The organism is Stenotrophomonas sp. SrG (assembly GCF_050031795.1).
GTDB lineage: Bacteria > Pseudomonadota > Gammaproteobacteria > Xanthomonadales > Xanthomonadaceae > Stenotrophomonas > Stenotrophomonas rhizophila_A.
In genome coordinates this window covers 378,586-392,532 of the sequence record NZ_JBNBBE010000001.1, presented here as the reverse complement: position 1 = coordinate 392,532, position 13,947 = coordinate 378,586, and the positions used below count along the sequence as shown (strand labels likewise).

The window sequence follows — 13,947 nt, the reverse complement described above, 5'->3', positions numbered from 1 at the left end:
TGCAAGAGCGGTAGGGCCCGACCGTTGGTCGGGTCGCTTTATGCGTATGCGTCGACCAATCCGCGCTGGCGCATCAATTGCGATGGGGAAATTGTCGTTTCGACCAATGCCGGGTCGCCGTCGGTGGTTCCGTGGCCTGCCTGGCCGCCGTTTGCCTTGCCGTCCTGCGCGGTCTGCTGGTGGCCAACGTCGGCATTGCCCAGCTGGAATCCCTGGTCGTTCAGCATTTCACGCAGGCGCGGGATGCTGGATTCGAGGGCGTGGCGGACGTCGGCGTGGGCGCTGCTGAAGCTGGCGTGGACCTTGTCGCCGTCCATCTGGAGGCGGACTTCGATCTGGCCGAGGTCGTGCGGGGTGACTTTGATGGTGGCGTGGCCGATTTTCTGGTCGGCCAGCCAGCCGATGCGGGCGCTCATGGCGTCGTCGAAGTCGTCGCCGCCGATGTGCGGGGTGGCGGTGGGGTCGCCCTGGAACGGGGTGCTGGCGGTGGCGGCGGCCTTGAGTTCGGCGGCGGCGTGCAGGGCGTGCAGGAGCGGGGTGGTGGGGGCGTCGGTGTCGCTGCCGGCGTTGGCGATGGCGTCTTTCAGCGAATCGGGCAGGGCGACGTCTTCCGTGACCTGGGCGTCGGCCGGCAGGGCGATGGGCGCGGCGCTGTTGGCAGTGACGGCGGGGGCGACGCCGGGCAGCGTGGGTGCGGGCAGTGCGCTGGTGGGGGTGGTGGGCGCGGTGGGGAGTGCCGGGTCGGCCTTGGCCAGGGCGGTGTCGGCATTGGCGGCCGGGGCGGCCATGACGGTGACGGCTTCGACGCCGGCCAAGGCCAGGCCGGCGAGGCCGAGCGGCGGCCATGGAGCGGTGTCGGCGTCGTCGGTGGCGTCGCTGGCGGTCGGCGTGTCGCTGGCGGCAGTCGTGGGGGCGGCGGCCGGGTCGGTGGCCTCGGCTGGCGCGTCCGCGCCGGGGCGGCCGGGGGCGTCGCCCGTGCTGCTGCCGCCGCTGTCGGCGGTCGTGGGTTTCTCTTTGCTGGCCTTGGCGGGCGCGTCTTTAGGGCCGCCGTCGGCTTTCAGCAGGGCGTCAAAGTCCCGACGTTCGCTGCCGCCGCTGGCGGTGTTGCGCGCGCTGGGGCTGGTGGGGGTGGCGCTGCTGCTGGCGGTGGGGCCGGCGCTGCTGCCGAGCAGGCTGGGGGGCATCACGGGGTGTCTCCGCTGTCGGTGTCTTCGGCGCGGGCCAGGCGGCTGCGGCGGGCGCCGAGGTCGTCCATTTCGCGCTGGTCGCGGCGGTCGACCAGGACTTTTTCCTGGGCGCGGTAGCTGGCGGCGAGCTGTTCGAGCACGGCTTTGTCGCGGCTGGCCAGGATCAGGCGGGCGCGTTCGGCTTCGACCTTTTCGCGGTTGCTGTCGACGGTCTGGCGCTGCTGGGCGACGGCGGTGTCGAGGCGGTCAAGGAAGGCGCGGCGGTTGAGCAGCTGGGCCGGGCTGGTGGCGGCCATCTGTGCGTTCGCGTACTCCTCGGCATAGCGCCGCAGCTCTTCCAGGCGTGAGAGGTGGGTGTCGAGCACGCGCTGGCGTTCGGCGAGGTCGCGGGCGACTTCGTCTTCGTGGTCCTGGGCCCGCTTGAGCAGGGGATCGATGCGCTTGGATTGCATGGGTTAGCCCTCAGGTTCCACCAAGCGCTTGAGCGCGGCCTGGCTGTGCGGCAGGTCGGCGGCTTTGCCGACGTCCTGGCCGAGGAAATCGACGATGTCCGACCAGCGTTCCAGTGCTTCGTCGGTGGCCGGGTCGTTGCCGCGCTGGTAGGCGCCGATGGCGATCAGGTCGCGGTTGCTGGAGTAGGCCGAGACCAGGCGCTTGAGCTTGCGGATGCGCAGGCGCCAGGGTTCGTCGGCGATTTCAGTGACGACGCGGCTGACCGACGATTCAACATCGATGGCCGGGTACAGGCCGCTGTCGGCCACGCGGCGGGAGAGCAGGATGTGGCCGTCGAGGATGGCGCGGGCGGCGTCGGCGATGGGGTCCTGCGGGTCGTCGCCTTCGGTCAGCACGGTGTAGAACGCGGTGATGGAGCCGCGGCCCTTGGCGCCGTTGCCGGCGCGTTCGACCAACGCGGGTAGTTTGGCGAACACCGAGGGCGGGTAGCCGCGGGTGGTCGGCGGTTCGCCGACGGACAGGCCGATTTCGCGCTGGGCCTGGGCGAAGCGGGTCAGCGAGTCCATCAGCAGCAGCACGTTCAGGCCCTGGTCGCGGAACCATTCGGCAATGGCGGTGGCGCGGTAGGCGCCGTGCAGGCGGGCCAACGGTGGGCGGTCGGCGGGGCTGGCCACCACCACGGCGCGGCGCAGGCCTTCTTCGCCGAGGGTGCTTTCGACGAAGTCGCGCACTTCGCGGCCACGTTCGCCGATCAGGCCGACCACGATCACATCGGCGGCGGTGTAGCGGGTCATCATGCCCAGCAGGGTGGACTTGCCGACGCCGGAACCGGCGAACAGGCCCACGCGCTGGCCACGGCCGATCGGCAGCAGGGCGTTGATGGCGCGCACGCCGACATCGAGCGGCTGGGTGATCGGTTCGCGGGCGAGCGGGTTGATCGAGACGCCGGCCATGCCGACGGTGCCTTCGGCGCGGATCGGACCCTTGCCGTCGAGCGGCACGCCGTCGCTGTCGATGACGCGGCCGAGCAGGCCTTCGCCGACTTCCACGCCGCCACGGCCCAGCGAGGGCACCACGCGGGCGTTGGGCAGCAGCCCGTGCAGCTCGGCGCTGGGCATCAGGTAGGTGCGTTCGCCGGCGAAGCCGACCACTTCGGCATCGACCCAGCCGCCATCGGCCACTTCGACCTTGCAGCTGGCGCCCATCGGCGATTCGCAGCCGACCGCTTCCAGGGTCAGGCCGACCGCGCGGCGCAACACGCCTTCGCGGATCAGGCCGCGACCATGTGCGCCGTCGGGCTTGATGCCGTCCAGGCGCGCGGCCAGGCGCAGGTTGCGCGCGGCGGACCAGTCCGCGGCGGGCGGGGGCAGGGACTCAGGGGTCATGCGCTGGCTCCGGATTTGCGCAGCACTGCATCCAGCGCGCCGCGCAGACGCGCCTCGAGGGTGCCGTCGATGCGCACGGCTTCGGCGTGCACGCGCAGGTCGCCACGGCTCAGGGTGAGGTCGGCGGTGAGGCGCTGGGTGGGCGAGAGCTGCAGCAGCGGGGCGAGTGCGGCGATGTCGTCGGGGTGCAGGCGCACTTCGACCTCGCGATTGGCACCGCCCACCGCGTCGACCGCTTCGCCAACCAGCTGCGCGAGCAGGGCGGGGTCGGCCTCGTAGGCGCGGCCGACCAGGGTGCCGGCGATGCGCACGGCCAGTTCGCCAAGCGCGGCCACCACTTCGTTTTCGAGACGCGCCAGTGGACGGCCGAAGTTGTCCAGGATGCCTTCGATCTGCGCGACCAGGCGGCGCACTTCGGCCTGGCCCTGGGCTTGGCCGTCGGCGTGGCCCTGTTCGAAACCGTCTTTCTCCGCAGCGTCCTGGATCGCCTGGATTTCTTCCAGGGTCGGCAGCTGCAGCAGCGGTTCGGGCTCGTGTTCGGCAACCGGTTCGTCGAGGTCGTAATGGTCGTCCTGCGGGGCGGCAGGGGCCGCCAGCAGGTCCGGGGCAAGCCAGCGCACGGCGTGGTTCACAGCATCGCCTCCGCGTTGCCGCCGAGGGTGACGGTGCCTTCATCGGCCATGCGCTTGACGATGGCCAGGATCTCGCGCTGCGCGGTTTCCACGTCCGACAGGCGCACCGGACCGCGTGCTTCCATGTCTTCAAGCAGGATTTCGGCGGCACGCTGGGACATGTTGCGGGTGATCTTGTCGCGCACCTTGATGTCGGCGCCGCGCAGGGCCAGGCCCAGGCGCTCGCCACTGACTTCGCGCAGCACCAGCTGCAGTTCGCGGTCTTCCAGGTCGATCAGGTCGTCGAACACGAACATCTTTTCCTGGATGCGCGCGCTCAGCGGCGCATCGATGCGCGAGATCTCGCCAAGGATGGCCTGGTCCTGGCCACTGTCCATGAAGTTGAGGATGTTGGCCGCGCACTGCACGCCGCCGATGTTGGACGACTTCAGGTTCTGGTTGCCGGCGAACTGGCGCTCCATGATCTCGTTCAGTTCGTTCAACGCGTTGGGCGGAATGCCGTCCAGGGTGGCGATGCGCAGCAGCACGTCCACGCGGGTGCGCTCGGGCAGCAGCTTGAGCGCATCGGCGGCCTGGTCGGTTTCCAGGTGGGCCATCACGATGGCGATGATCTGCGGGTGCTCGTTGCGCACCAGGTCGGCCACTGCACGCGGGTCCATCCACTTCAGCGCGTCCAGGCCGGTGGTGTTGCGGCCGAGCAGGATGCGGTCGATCAGGTTGCCGGCCTTCTCGCTGCCCAGAGCCTGTACCAGCATGTTGCGGATGTAGTCGTCCGAGCCGACGCCAAGCGAGGTCTTGGAGCCCAGTTCGGTGCTGAACTGGTCCATGACCCGCTCGACCTGCTCGCGGGTGATGTCGCTCATGGTCGCCATGGCGATGCCGATCTTCTGCACTTCCTTCGGTTCCATGTGGCGCAGCACGTCGGCCGCTTCCACTTCACCCAGGGACAGCAGCAGCACGGCGGCGCGCTGCACGCCGCTCAGCGGGGCAGGGGGGGCGGCGGGATCAATCATTGGCCACCCAGCCCTTGACCACCTGGGCCACGCGCTTGGAATCGGTCTTTACAGCTTCACGCGCCATGCGCAGTCGTTCCTCGTAGGAGTCCACGGGCAATGCCAGCGGCTCTTGGCCAGAAAGGTGTACCCGGTCCGAGCCGAGCTGGGGCAGGCCTTCGCCATCGTCCACCAGCTGCACGTCGGCGGTGTGCGGTTCGAGGCTGTCGTCCCTGCCGGGCTTCTTCGGGGTGCCGGTGATCGAGCGCAGCGCCGGGCGCAGTACGCCGAACACCAGCGCCAGCACCACGATGGCACCGAGCAGCAGGCGCAGGCCGTCCTGCACCTGCGGCAGTTCCCACCACTTCGGCCCTTCGACCGGGGTGACTTCACGCACGAACGGAGCGTTCATCACCGACACGGTGTCGCCACGCTCGGCGTTGAAGCCCACCGCCTGCTTGACCAGCGCTTCGACCCGGGTGAGTTCAGCGGCCGACAGCGGCTGCTCGGTGGTCTTGCCGTTGGCGCCCGGGCGCGGCACGTTGTCCAGCAGTACGGCGACGGAAACGCGCTTGATGCGGCCGGCCGGCTGGCGGCTGTGCTGCAGGGTGCGATCCAGTTCGTAGTTGCGTGTGGCGTTGCGCGCGGTTTCGGTAGGCGTGGCAGCGGTGGCCGGTGCCGCAGCCGGACCCGGCGGCGTGTTGCTGGCCGCACCCGGTACGCCCTGCGGGCCCGGGGTGGTCGTGCTGTTTTCGCTGGTCTGTTCGCTGCGCAGCTTCTGCGGCTCGCCGTTGTAGATTTCGCGGGCTTCTTCGGTGACCGAGAAGTCCATGTCCACGCTGACCTCCGGGTTGACCCGGCCCGGGCCGGTCATCGGCTCGAGCAGCTCGCGGATGCGCTGGTTGAACGAGGTTTCCTGGCGGCGCACCTGGTCGAACTGGGCGGCGTTGACCGCCGCTTCGCTGTTGGGGTCGGACACGCTGAGCATGCGCCCGCTCTGGTCGACCACGGTGACGCGCTCGGCGGCCAGGTCGGGAATGCTGGCGGCCACCATGTGCACGATGGCATCGATCTGGCCGCGTTCCAGCTGCTGGCCACCGCGCAGTTCCAGCACCACCGAGGCGCTGGCAACGTCGCGCTGGCGGGTGAAGGCGCTGGGCTTGGGAATGGCCAGGTGCACGCGCGAATCGCGGACCGGGCGCAGGGTGTTGATGGTGCGCGACAGCTCGGTTTCCAGCGAGTGCTGGTAGCGGGCATTTTCCATGAACTGGCTGACGCCGAAGCCGGGGTCGCGCTCCATCAGCTCGAAGCCGAGCCGGCCGCTATCGGTCAGGCCGGAGCCGGCCAGCTTCAGGCGCGCATCGTGCAGGTTCTTTTCCGGCACGGTGATGCCGCCGGTGGCGGCATCCAGTTCGAACGGAATCTGTGCCGCACGCAGCAGGTCGGTGGCTTCGGCGGTGGCCTTCTGGTCCAGGCCGGTGTACAGCGGCACCATCCCCGGCTTCTGCGACCAGAAGAACACGAACAGGCCTGCCGCAACGGCCACGGCGATCATCGCCATCAGGCCAAGCCGACGGGTGATCTGCAGGCTTTGCAGCCGGTCGAACCACTGGCCCGCCTTTTCGGCGTTCAGGGATTCCTTGGTGAGCGACAGGGCCATGCGTTTCTATCCTTACAGCGGCATGTTCATCACGTCCTGGTAAGCCTGGACGAGACGGTTGCGGACTTCCACGGTGGCGCGGAAGGCGATCTGGGACTGCTGCGAGGCGACCATCACCTTGGCCAGGTCGGCGCCGGGTTCACCCAGTTCGAAGGCGCGTGCGAGGGCGCCGGATTTCTGCTGCGCCTCGTTGACGCCGGCGATCGCGCCACGCAGGGTTTCGGTGAAGCTCGGGCCCTGCACGTCCTGCGGCGCCCCCAGCCCCTGCAGCCCTTGCAGGGCGTTGGTCTGGGGGGTCTCAACGGACTGACCGACCTGGGTCTGGTAGGTGCGGATCTGGGAAAGAATCGAGGTGACGGAGTGTGACATCTGGAACGTTCCGGCTGTTTGGGGGTTTCGAGTGATGACGTTGCAAGCCCCGTGCCGAAACGGCTGAGTGGTTCAGCGATGTCGTGATGCTGTCGTGTGAAGGGCTTTGGCGCGGCGGAATGCGGCTGCGTCATCGCGCCGTGGCGACTGCGCCGGAACCCCGGCGTCGGGAAACCGTCGCGCAGACGGAAACGGCGGCGTACCCGGGGGCCGCCGCCGTCGTGGTGAGGTCGGCCGTGGGCTACCAGATGATGGAAGCACCGGCACCCAGGGCGGTTTCGTCCCCGCTCTTCGACCCGCTCACGGACAGGGAGAAGGCCTGGGTGAAGCGATGGCGTACGCCCACCGCGAACGCGTTCTCGCCTTCTGAGTTGCCGTAGCCCACGCCGACCGCAGTCATGTCTTCGGCCTGGGGTGTGGTCAGGGCGTGCGACTGCGCCATCGACATTGCGCCTTGCCGGCTGATCCGGCGGTCCATGATCCGCAATGCGGCATCCATGCCGTCCAACCGGGTGTAGACGTCGGCGAACTGGTCGCCGACCTGTGCGCGGAACTGTTCCAGCGCGGCTGCTGCACCGCTGGCCATTCCGCCGATCTGGTTGACCTGCTGGTTGGTGTAATCGTTGGCCGCCGTCAATGTATCGCCGGCGACCTGGTCGGCATACGTGTTGGCCTCGGTCAGGGTGGCATCGGCCTGTTCGTCGGTGTACTGGTTGGCCGACGCGAGCGTGGTCGCGGCGGTGTCGTTGAGCTGGCTGACATTGACGCCGTCGGTGGCGTTCGTGCCGGCGGCCATGTTGGTGACCCGCCGCTCCGCTCCTGCCGCGCCCAGCGATACAGTGTCTGCCTGGTCGGCTACCGAATTGGCGCCCAGTGCGACCGAATTGTTCCCTGTGGCGGAGCTGTTGAACCCCACGGCGGTAGCGGCGTCGTCGCTGGCGGTCGCACTTCGGCCCAGCGCGGTGGTGAATTCGCCAGAGGCGTTGGAAAGACCACCCACTGCAACGGCGTTGCCGCCGCCTGCACTGCTGTCCGTGCCGAAGGCCGTGCCAAGGCCGCCGCTGGCAGTAGCGCCGTCGCCGCAGGCGAAAGCGCTCCCGCCTGTGGCGGTGGGTGCAGTGCCGCCGGTCTGGTTGCAGACCGACTGGGCCAGTGCAGGACCACTTGCGGACAGGAACACGCCCAATGCAGCGGCGGAGATGAGGAGGGAGCGGGTGGAGGTCGCGCGCGAAACACCACGCAATGCAATGCGATACCAGGAACGGTCCATGGCGGAGATCCTCGGGTGGCAGCGCGCCCGCCGGGCCAATGCCGGTCAGGCGATCTGCATGAATCCCCCGATTCCCCGTACGCGTCTCCCCCGCATACGGCTGCTGGCGACGCTATGCCCGGTGCCGTCATGGTGAGGTGAAGGGCCATCGCAGGAACTGCCGTATCCGGATCCCACCGGCGCCCGTAATAATTCGTAGCGCCGACTGTTAGTCGGCGACCGCGCGCAGCGCGGCGCAAGCATCCGGGGCCGGTGTGCAATCGGTTGCGACGATGCCACCGACGTTCAGACAATCCGAAGCCGCCCGTCAGACATCCTGACGCCGGAGCGAAGTAAGAGACGCCGTCCGGACCAATCGATCCCATCGGCTGAAACGCAAAAAGGCCCGGTGTAAACCGGGCCTTTCCGACTATGCGCATCCTGCAAACATCAACCCGCCAACTCAGCCTGGTCCCGCTCGATCCCATACTTGCGCAACTTCTCCACCAGCGTGGTACGCCGCAGGCCGAGCAGCTGGGCTGCATGCGCCACCACGCCCTGCGTGCGCTCCAGCGCCTCGTTGATCAGGGTCAGCTCGATGTTGGCCATGTGGTTGCGCAGGTCCAGGCCGGCGTCGGGCAGGGCCGGGGACTTGTCGGCCGGGGCGGCGCCGTTCGCTGCCGCCGCACCCGTCGCCGGGGCGTGGAAGGAGAAGCTGCGCAGGTCCAGGCGGTCGTCACCGGCCGGTGCCGGCGGCGCTGCTGCAACCGGCGCTGCCACCGCGAAATCACCGCGATACCGTGCCGGCAGGTCCTGCACGCGCACGTTGCCGCCCGGGTGCAGCACGGCCAGGCGCTCCACCAGGTTGGTCAGCTCGCGCACGTTGCCCGGCCATTCGTAGGCGGCCAGGGCCTGCAGCGCTTCCGGGCTGAAACGCACTTCGCCGCGGCCGGTGCGGGCCAGCTGGCCGGCAATGGTGGTGACCAGTGCGGGCAGGTCTTCGCTACGGTCGCGCAGCGCCGGCACTTCAATCGGGAACACATTGAGCCGGTAGAACAGATCCTCGCGGAACTTGCCATCGGCAATGCGCGATTCCAGGTCACGGTGGGTTGCGGCGATCACCCGTACGTTGCAGCGGATGGTCTGGTTGCCGCCCACGCGCTCGAAGCTGCGTTCCTGCAGCACGCGCAGCAGCTTCACCTGCATCGGCAGGCTCATGTCGCCGATTTCGTCCAGCAGCAGGGTGCCGCCCTCGGCCATCTCGAAACGGCCCTTGCGTGCGCTGAGTGCGCCGGTGAAGGCACCCTTTTCGTGACCGAACAGTTCGCTTTCCAGCAGGTCGGCCGGAATCGCGCCGCAGTTGATCGCCACGAACGGGCCATCGCGGCGCGGCGAGCGCTGGTGGATCGAACGCGACACCACTTCCTTGCCGGTACCCGATTCGCCCAGCACCAGCACGGTGGTGTCGAAGGCGGCCACCTGCTCGATCATCTGGCGCAGCGCGCTCACCGCCGCACCGTCGCCGGTGGGACCCTGGTCCTGGCTGGCGCCGGCCTGGTGTTCGGCATCGAGCCGCTTCAGGCTGGCACGGCGCAGCAGGGCTTCCATCTGCGCATGGCGCAGCGGGGCTTCCAGCGGCCACACATTGGCCTCATGCAGGCCGTGGCGCTGGGCGAACGCGGCAGCATCGCCGTCAATCAGCATCACCGGCGGCGGCAGGGCGCCCTGGCCGGCCCACGCGAACAGCGCTTCACTGCGCGCGCCCGGCTCCAGGCCGCCGATGATCACGGCCATCCAGTCGGTGGCACGGTGGCGGGTGGTATCGAAATCGGCCGCGTCGGCAATCCAGCGCGGGTTGAAGTCCATGAATTCCAGCAGGCCAACGGTGCGCTCGGCGCGCACGGCGTCGTTGTCCAGCACCAGGATGCGCGACTCGCTCATGGCGTCGGCTCCTTCAAGCCCTCCAGGATCGGCATGACCTCCTGGATGTAGGACAGCTTGCTGACGAAGTTGTCGGCACCGGCACGCAGGGCGTGCTCGCGGTGTTCGACGTCGTCGAAGTGGCTGGCGATGACGATGTACGGCGCATCGTCCTGGGTCTTGATCAGGCGGGTGGCCTGCAGCCCGCCCATTTCCGGCATGGCCAGGTCCATCAGCACCACCTGCGGGCGCAGCGACTCGGAACGCTCGATGGCTTCCAGGCCATTGCCGGCGCTGCCGACCACATCGAGCCAGTCGACCTTGCGGAAGTGGCGCATGGCGGCGTTGATGAAGCCCTCGTGGTCATCGACCAGCAGGACGGTGAGCTTGTTCATGTCGTGTACTTCCTTCAGCCCACCCGGGCCAGTAGCGGGGTGCGGGCATTGTGCCGGCGGCGTTCCCGGGCCGGGGCGATGTCCAGTTGTTCGCGGTATTTTGCAACGGTTCGGCGGGCAATGTTCACGCCCTGGCGTGACAGAAGTCCCGCAATGGCCTCATCAGCCAGCGGACGACCGGCCGGTTCGGCATCGATCAGGCGCCGGACCATGGCCTTCACGGCCTGACCGGAGACGCTGGCGCCTTCCAGGCGCACGGCGAAGAAGTGCTTCAGCTCCAGGGTGCCGCGCGGGGTCTGCAGGTACTTGCCGGTGGTGATGCGCGAGACGGTGGACTCGTGCATTCCGATGGCATCGGCCACTTCCTTCAGGGTCAGCGGGGCCATGGCCTCTTCGCCGCGGGTGAGGAAGCCGGCCTGGCGTTCGATGATCACGCGGGTGGTGCGCAGCAGGGTGTCGTAGCGCATGGACAGGCCACGGGTCAGCCAGCGGGCTTCCTGCAGCATGTCGCGCAACGGCTGGGCACTGTCGCCGGCATCGGCCAGGGCACTTTCGTAGGTGGGGTTGATGCTCAGGCGGCGGCTGGTGGCCGGGTTGAGCGCCACGCGCCACTGGCCATCGGCGTGCCAGGCCACCACGTCCGGGATGACCGCGCCGGAGGTATCCGGCAGCAGGCTGTCGCCCGGGCGCGGCTGCAGCGAGAGGATCAGGCGCACTGCTTCGTGGATGTCGGCGACTTCCGCCTCCAGCTGGCGGGCCAGGGCTGGGTAGTCGTGCGCGGCCAGGGCGTCCAGGCCGTGGTCCAGCACCCGCAGGGCCAGGTGGCGGGCCGGCACCCGGCCGTGCAGGGCGCGCAGCTGGACCGAGAGGCATTCGTGCAGGTCGCGGGCAGCCAGGCCGGCCGGGTCGCCGTGCAGGATCTGCTGGCGCACCGCTTCCACACCGGCGGCGTCCACGTCGCAATGGGCGCTGGCCAGCAGGGTCAGCTGCTCCAGCGGCGCGTCCAGGTAGCCGGCATCGTCGCAGTGCTCCAGCCAGAAGCGGGCCACGGTCAGTTCGCGTGCATCCAGCTCCAGTGACAGGCGCTGCAGGGCGCGCAGCTGGGGGTCGCTGGATTCGTCGGCGGCAATGCGCTGCAGGCGGTCGTCGTCGCCGTCGTGCCAGCTGGCCCCGGCCACGTCCCACATCGCCGGCTCGGGCAGTTCGTCGAAGGCGGCCACTTCCACGGTGGTGCCGGCTTCGCCGGTCTCGGCGGTGTCGGGCGCGGGCGCTTCTTCCAGCTCCAGCAGCGGGTTGGTGTCCAGTGCGCGGCGGATCTCCAGCTCCAGCTGCATGCCGTCCAGCTGCAGCAGTCGGATCGACTGCAGCAATTGCGGCGTGAGGTGCAGCTGCTGACCCATCTGGGTCGACATCATCGGCTTCATGTGGTGTATCCCCGTCGCCCCGAGCCCCCGGTGCGTTATGGAACACATCTTGCTTGTGATCCCGTGGGGGCGAAATCAGGGGGTTCCCTAGCGGGGTCGTCAGGTTCCCGACAGCGTGTGGGGAGATTCCTGACGGTATGTCTGGTTATTTGACGCTGGGCGCGGCGGGGATCGCTATTTCGGTGGTGTGTCCGGGTGCGCCCCGTTCAAAAACCCGGCGCTCGTGGCCGCCGTGGAAGGTGGGTGTCGGGGAATCGACGCCGGTTATTCCAGTTCGTGCTGGTGACGCGCGGCCAGCAGCAGCAGGTCGTTGGCGCGGCGGCAGCCCAGCGATTCCATCATGCGCGCGCGGTGGGTTTCCACCGTCTTGACGCTGATGCCCAGGTCGGCGGCAATTTCCTTATTGCTTTCACCCTTGCCGATCTGGCGCAGGATCTCGCGCTGGCGCGGCGAGAGCGCGGCAATGCCGACCGGCTTTTCCCTGCCCAGCATGGGCGCCAGCATCTTGGCCGAGATCTGCGGGCTCAGGAACACCTGGCCGGCATGGGCGGCGCGCAGGGCCAGGTCGAGCTCCTGGGGGGCGGCGTCCTTGACCACGAAGCCCACCGCACCGCGGTCCAGTGCGTCGCGCACGTGCACGGCGTCGTCGTGCATGGTCATCATCACCACGCGGGTGCCCGGCGCGCGGACCAGGATGTCGCTCAGGGCTTCCAGCCCGGTACGCCCGGGCAGGGACAGGTCCATCAGGATCACATCGGGGGAATGCAGCAGGGCCATTTCAAGCGCCTCCTTTGCATTGCTGGCCTCTGCGGCGACCTCGACGTCGGCAAAGCCCTGGAGCAGGCGGCTTAGGCCGGCGCGGACCAGGGTGTGATCGTCGACGATGAGAACGCGCACGGGCAGAGGAGATGTGAAGAAAAGAAGTTCTTCACATTATCCTAGCGCGGCCCTTTATTAAAGACCGCGCCGCCGGGAATCCGCCACCTGCCGCCGGTGCAGCCGGAACAGGTGACGCTCCAGCGCCATTTCCAGCCCGTCGCTCATGGGCGCGAAGCGCAGCCAGAGGAAACAGGAGCCGGCACCGGTGGCCGCTTCGGCCAGCACGGTAACGGGAAGGTCGATGTGGTCGGGCAGCCAGTCGCAGGGCTGCAGGCGGATCACCCCCAGGCTGCCGACCGGGGCACCGGTGCGGGCGCCCAGTTCCAGGCGGATGCCCCGGCGCGACCAGCGCAGCGGGCGCAGGTCCAGGTCCTGGGCGCTCTGCCGCACCAGCCGGCCGAGCAGCACCATGGTCAGGTCCAGCTTGGCTTCCAGGCGCTGCAGCTGGGCGCTGGACTCGCCACGGTCGTCATGACCGTCATCGCCCCGGGAATCCTCCACCAGGGCAACGCTGCGCAGCAGGGTTTCGGCGCTGCCGGGGCGGATCACGCTGCTGCCCAGGCGGAATTCGGCGGGCAGGGCGACATCGCAGCTCAGCGTTTCATCGAACAGCTCGCTTTCGGCCGGATGATGGATGTCGCTGGGGCGAAGTTCGCTCATGTCAGGGATTCTGCCCGGAGGTAGGCGAGGGACGCGCGAACGGCGCGTCGGTCGGCGGTGAGGTGGCTGCCCGCTTCGTCGCGGCGGGCCGCCATGCGGATGCTGACCTGCTGCTGGCGGGCGATCAGCCCACGCAGCGAGCCGGCGTCGATGCGGGCCTCGTGTTCGTCCAGGTACGCACGTACCTGCTGGTCGTAGGCGTCCATCAGGCGCTGGGTCAGGTCGTGGTCATCACCTTCAACCGCGCCCGACAGCCTGTCCAGCGCATCATGCAGGAGGTGAAGGACGTCGGGGGCGAGTGAGGCGTGCATCAGGCGCCTGCCGCAGCGGGCTGGCGCTGGTCGTGCGGGATGGCATTCCACGCAGAATCGATCTCGGTCAGCAGCTGCAGGGCTTCCTGCAGGGCAGCGCCGTCGTTGTGCAGGTTGGCATCGGTCAGGCGCTGCATGACGTAGTCGTACAGGGCCGACAGGTTGCCGGCGATGTCGCCGCCGGCTTCGTGGTCGAGCGAGCCATTGAGGTGGCCGACGATGGCGCAGGCCTCGCCGATGGCCTTGCCCTTGCGGGCCTGGTCGTTGCGCTCCAGGCAGGCCTCGGCCAGGCGGATGCGCTCGCAGGCACCGGTCAGCAGCATGGCGACCAGTTTGTGCGGGTCGGCATCGTTGACGGCGCTGGAAACGCCGACCTTGCGGTACTGCTCTGCGTACTGACGGCTGGAACCGTACATTGGAACTTCTCCTCT

15 protein-coding genes are annotated in these 13,947 nt (G+C 68.8%); all 15 read right to left on the bottom strand.

The window, feature by feature from the left end; all coding sequences use genetic code 11:
- Positions 1-38: 38 nt before the first annotated feature.
- The 15 genes from ACQG3P_RS01685 to fliS all read right to left on the bottom strand — a co-directional run bounded on the left by ACQG3P_RS01685 (position 39) and on the right by fliS (position 13,932).
- Positions 39-1,184, bottom strand: a complete 1,146-nt coding sequence (locus ACQG3P_RS01685) for a flagellar hook-length control protein FliK (RefSeq protein WP_426804031.1) — start codon at positions 1,182-1,184, stop codon at positions 39-41.
- Positions 1,184-1,639, bottom strand: coding sequence for a flagellar export protein FliJ (gene fliJ / locus ACQG3P_RS01680; protein ID WP_068851672.1), 456 nt, complete (start codon positions 1,637-1,639; stop codon positions 1,184-1,186). Before fliJ ends, ACQG3P_RS01685 begins: the two co-directional genes overlap by 1 nt.
- Before the next feature lie 3 nt (positions 1,640-1,642).
- Complete coding sequence (locus tag ACQG3P_RS01675; protein WP_095363805.1) at positions 1,643-3,025, bottom strand: FliI/YscN family ATPase; 1,383 nt, start codon at positions 3,023-3,025, stop codon at positions 1,643-1,645.
- Complete coding sequence (locus ACQG3P_RS01670; RefSeq protein WP_095363804.1) at positions 3,022-3,657, bottom strand: FliH/SctL family protein; 636 nt, start codon at positions 3,655-3,657, stop codon at positions 3,022-3,024. The genes ACQG3P_RS01675 and ACQG3P_RS01670 overlap by 4 nt, the downstream gene beginning before the upstream one ends.
- Positions 3,654-4,640, bottom strand: coding sequence for a flagellar motor switch protein FliG (fliG, locus tag ACQG3P_RS01665; protein WP_068854644.1), 987 nt, complete (start codon positions 4,638-4,640; stop codon positions 3,654-3,656). Before fliG ends, ACQG3P_RS01670 begins: the two co-directional genes overlap by 4 nt.
- Positions 4,641-4,662: 22 nt before the next feature.
- A complete protein-coding gene (gene fliF / locus ACQG3P_RS01660) occupies positions 4,663-6,309 on the bottom strand; it encodes a flagellar basal-body MS-ring/collar protein FliF (RefSeq protein WP_426804013.1) in 1,647 nt (548 codons plus the stop codon).
- 12 nt (positions 6,310-6,321) lie between these two features.
- On the bottom strand, positions 6,322-6,678 hold the full coding sequence (gene fliE, locus ACQG3P_RS01655) for a flagellar hook-basal body complex protein FliE (protein WP_068851684.1): 357 nt from the start codon (positions 6,676-6,678) through the stop codon (positions 6,322-6,324).
- A gap of 241 nt (positions 6,679-6,919) precedes the next feature.
- Positions 6,920-7,948, bottom strand: coding sequence for a YadA-like family protein (locus ACQG3P_RS01650; RefSeq protein ID WP_426804012.1), 1,029 nt, complete (start codon positions 7,946-7,948; stop codon positions 6,920-6,922).
- A gap of 429 nt (positions 7,949-8,377) precedes the next feature.
- Entirely contained in the window at positions 8,378-9,868 is a 1,491-nt protein-coding gene (locus tag ACQG3P_RS01645; RefSeq protein WP_426804011.1) for a sigma-54 dependent transcriptional regulator, read from the bottom strand.
- Positions 9,865-10,242, bottom strand: coding sequence for a response regulator (locus ACQG3P_RS01640; protein WP_068851692.1), 378 nt, complete (start codon positions 10,240-10,242; stop codon positions 9,865-9,867). Before ACQG3P_RS01640 ends, ACQG3P_RS01645 begins: the two co-directional genes overlap by 4 nt.
- A gap of 14 nt (positions 10,243-10,256) precedes the next feature.
- A complete protein-coding gene (rpoN, locus tag ACQG3P_RS01635; RefSeq protein WP_320458626.1) occupies positions 10,257-11,666 on the bottom strand; it encodes an RNA polymerase factor sigma-54 in 1,410 nt (469 codons plus the stop codon).
- 264 nt (positions 11,667-11,930) lie between these two features.
- Positions 11,931-12,563, bottom strand: coding sequence for a response regulator (locus ACQG3P_RS01630; protein WP_068851698.1), 633 nt, complete (start codon positions 12,561-12,563; stop codon positions 11,931-11,933).
- A gap of 57 nt (positions 12,564-12,620) precedes the next feature.
- The gene (locus ACQG3P_RS01625; protein WP_426804010.1) at positions 12,621-13,205 is read right to left on the bottom strand and encodes a PilZ domain-containing protein; all 585 of its coding nucleotides are present in this window, start codon (positions 13,203-13,205) and stop codon (positions 12,621-12,623) included.
- Positions 13,202-13,516 carry a hypothetical protein gene (locus tag ACQG3P_RS01620; RefSeq protein ID WP_093532807.1) on the bottom strand — a complete coding sequence of 105 codons (315 nt, stop codon included), beginning with the start codon at positions 13,514-13,516 and terminating at the stop codon, positions 13,202-13,204. The genes ACQG3P_RS01625 and ACQG3P_RS01620 overlap by 4 nt, the downstream gene beginning before the upstream one ends.
- A complete protein-coding gene (fliS, locus tag ACQG3P_RS01615) occupies positions 13,516-13,932 on the bottom strand; it encodes a flagellar export chaperone FliS (RefSeq protein WP_068851708.1) in 417 nt (138 codons plus the stop codon). Before fliS ends, ACQG3P_RS01620 begins: the two co-directional genes overlap by 1 nt.
- Positions 13,933-13,947 lie beyond the last annotated feature (15 nt).

What these genes read in the sequence shown, in the direction of transcription:
- ACQG3P_RS01645 (WP_426804011.1), bottom strand. Translation starts at nt 9,868, where the DNA reads ATGAGCGAGTCGCGCATCCTGGTGCTGGACAACGACGCCGTGCGCGCC.
- ACQG3P_RS01640 (WP_068851692.1), bottom strand. Translation starts at nt 10,242, where the DNA reads ATGAACAAGCTCACCGTCCTGCTGGTCGATGACCACGAGGGCTTCATC.
- fliF (WP_426804013.1), bottom strand. Translation starts at nt 6,309, where the DNA reads ATGGCCCTGTCGCTCACCAAGGAATCCCTGAACGCCGAAAAGGCGGGC.
- ACQG3P_RS01685 (WP_426804031.1), bottom strand. Translation starts at nt 1,184, where the DNA reads ATGCCCCCCAGCCTGCTCGGCAGCAGCGCCGGCCCCACCGCCAGCAGC.
- ACQG3P_RS01625 (WP_426804010.1), bottom strand. Translation starts at nt 13,205, where the DNA reads ATGAGCGAACTTCGCCCCAGCGACATCCATCATCCGGCCGAAAGCGAG.
- rpoN (WP_320458626.1), bottom strand. Translation starts at nt 11,666, where the DNA reads ATGAAGCCGATGATGTCGACCCAGATGGGTCAGCAGCTGCACCTCACG.
- fliE (WP_068851684.1), bottom strand. Translation starts at nt 6,678, where the DNA reads ATGTCACACTCCGTCACCTCGATTCTTTCCCAGATCCGCACCTACCAG.
- ACQG3P_RS01650 (WP_426804012.1), bottom strand. Translation starts at nt 7,948, where the DNA reads ATGGACCGTTCCTGGTATCGCATTGCATTGCGTGGTGTTTCGCGCGCG.
- ACQG3P_RS01675 (WP_095363805.1), bottom strand. Translation starts at nt 3,025, where the DNA reads ATGACCCCTGAGTCCCTGCCCCCGCCCGCCGCGGACTGGTCCGCCGCG.
- fliS (WP_068851708.1), bottom strand. Translation starts at nt 13,932, where the DNA reads ATGTACGGTTCCAGCCGTCAGTACGCAGAGCAGTACCGCAAGGTCGGC.
- ACQG3P_RS01620 (WP_093532807.1), bottom strand. Translation starts at nt 13,516, where the DNA reads ATGCACGCCTCACTCGCCCCCGACGTCCTTCACCTCCTGCATGATGCG.
- fliJ (WP_068851672.1), bottom strand. Translation starts at nt 1,639, where the DNA reads ATGCAATCCAAGCGCATCGATCCCCTGCTCAAGCGGGCCCAGGACCAC.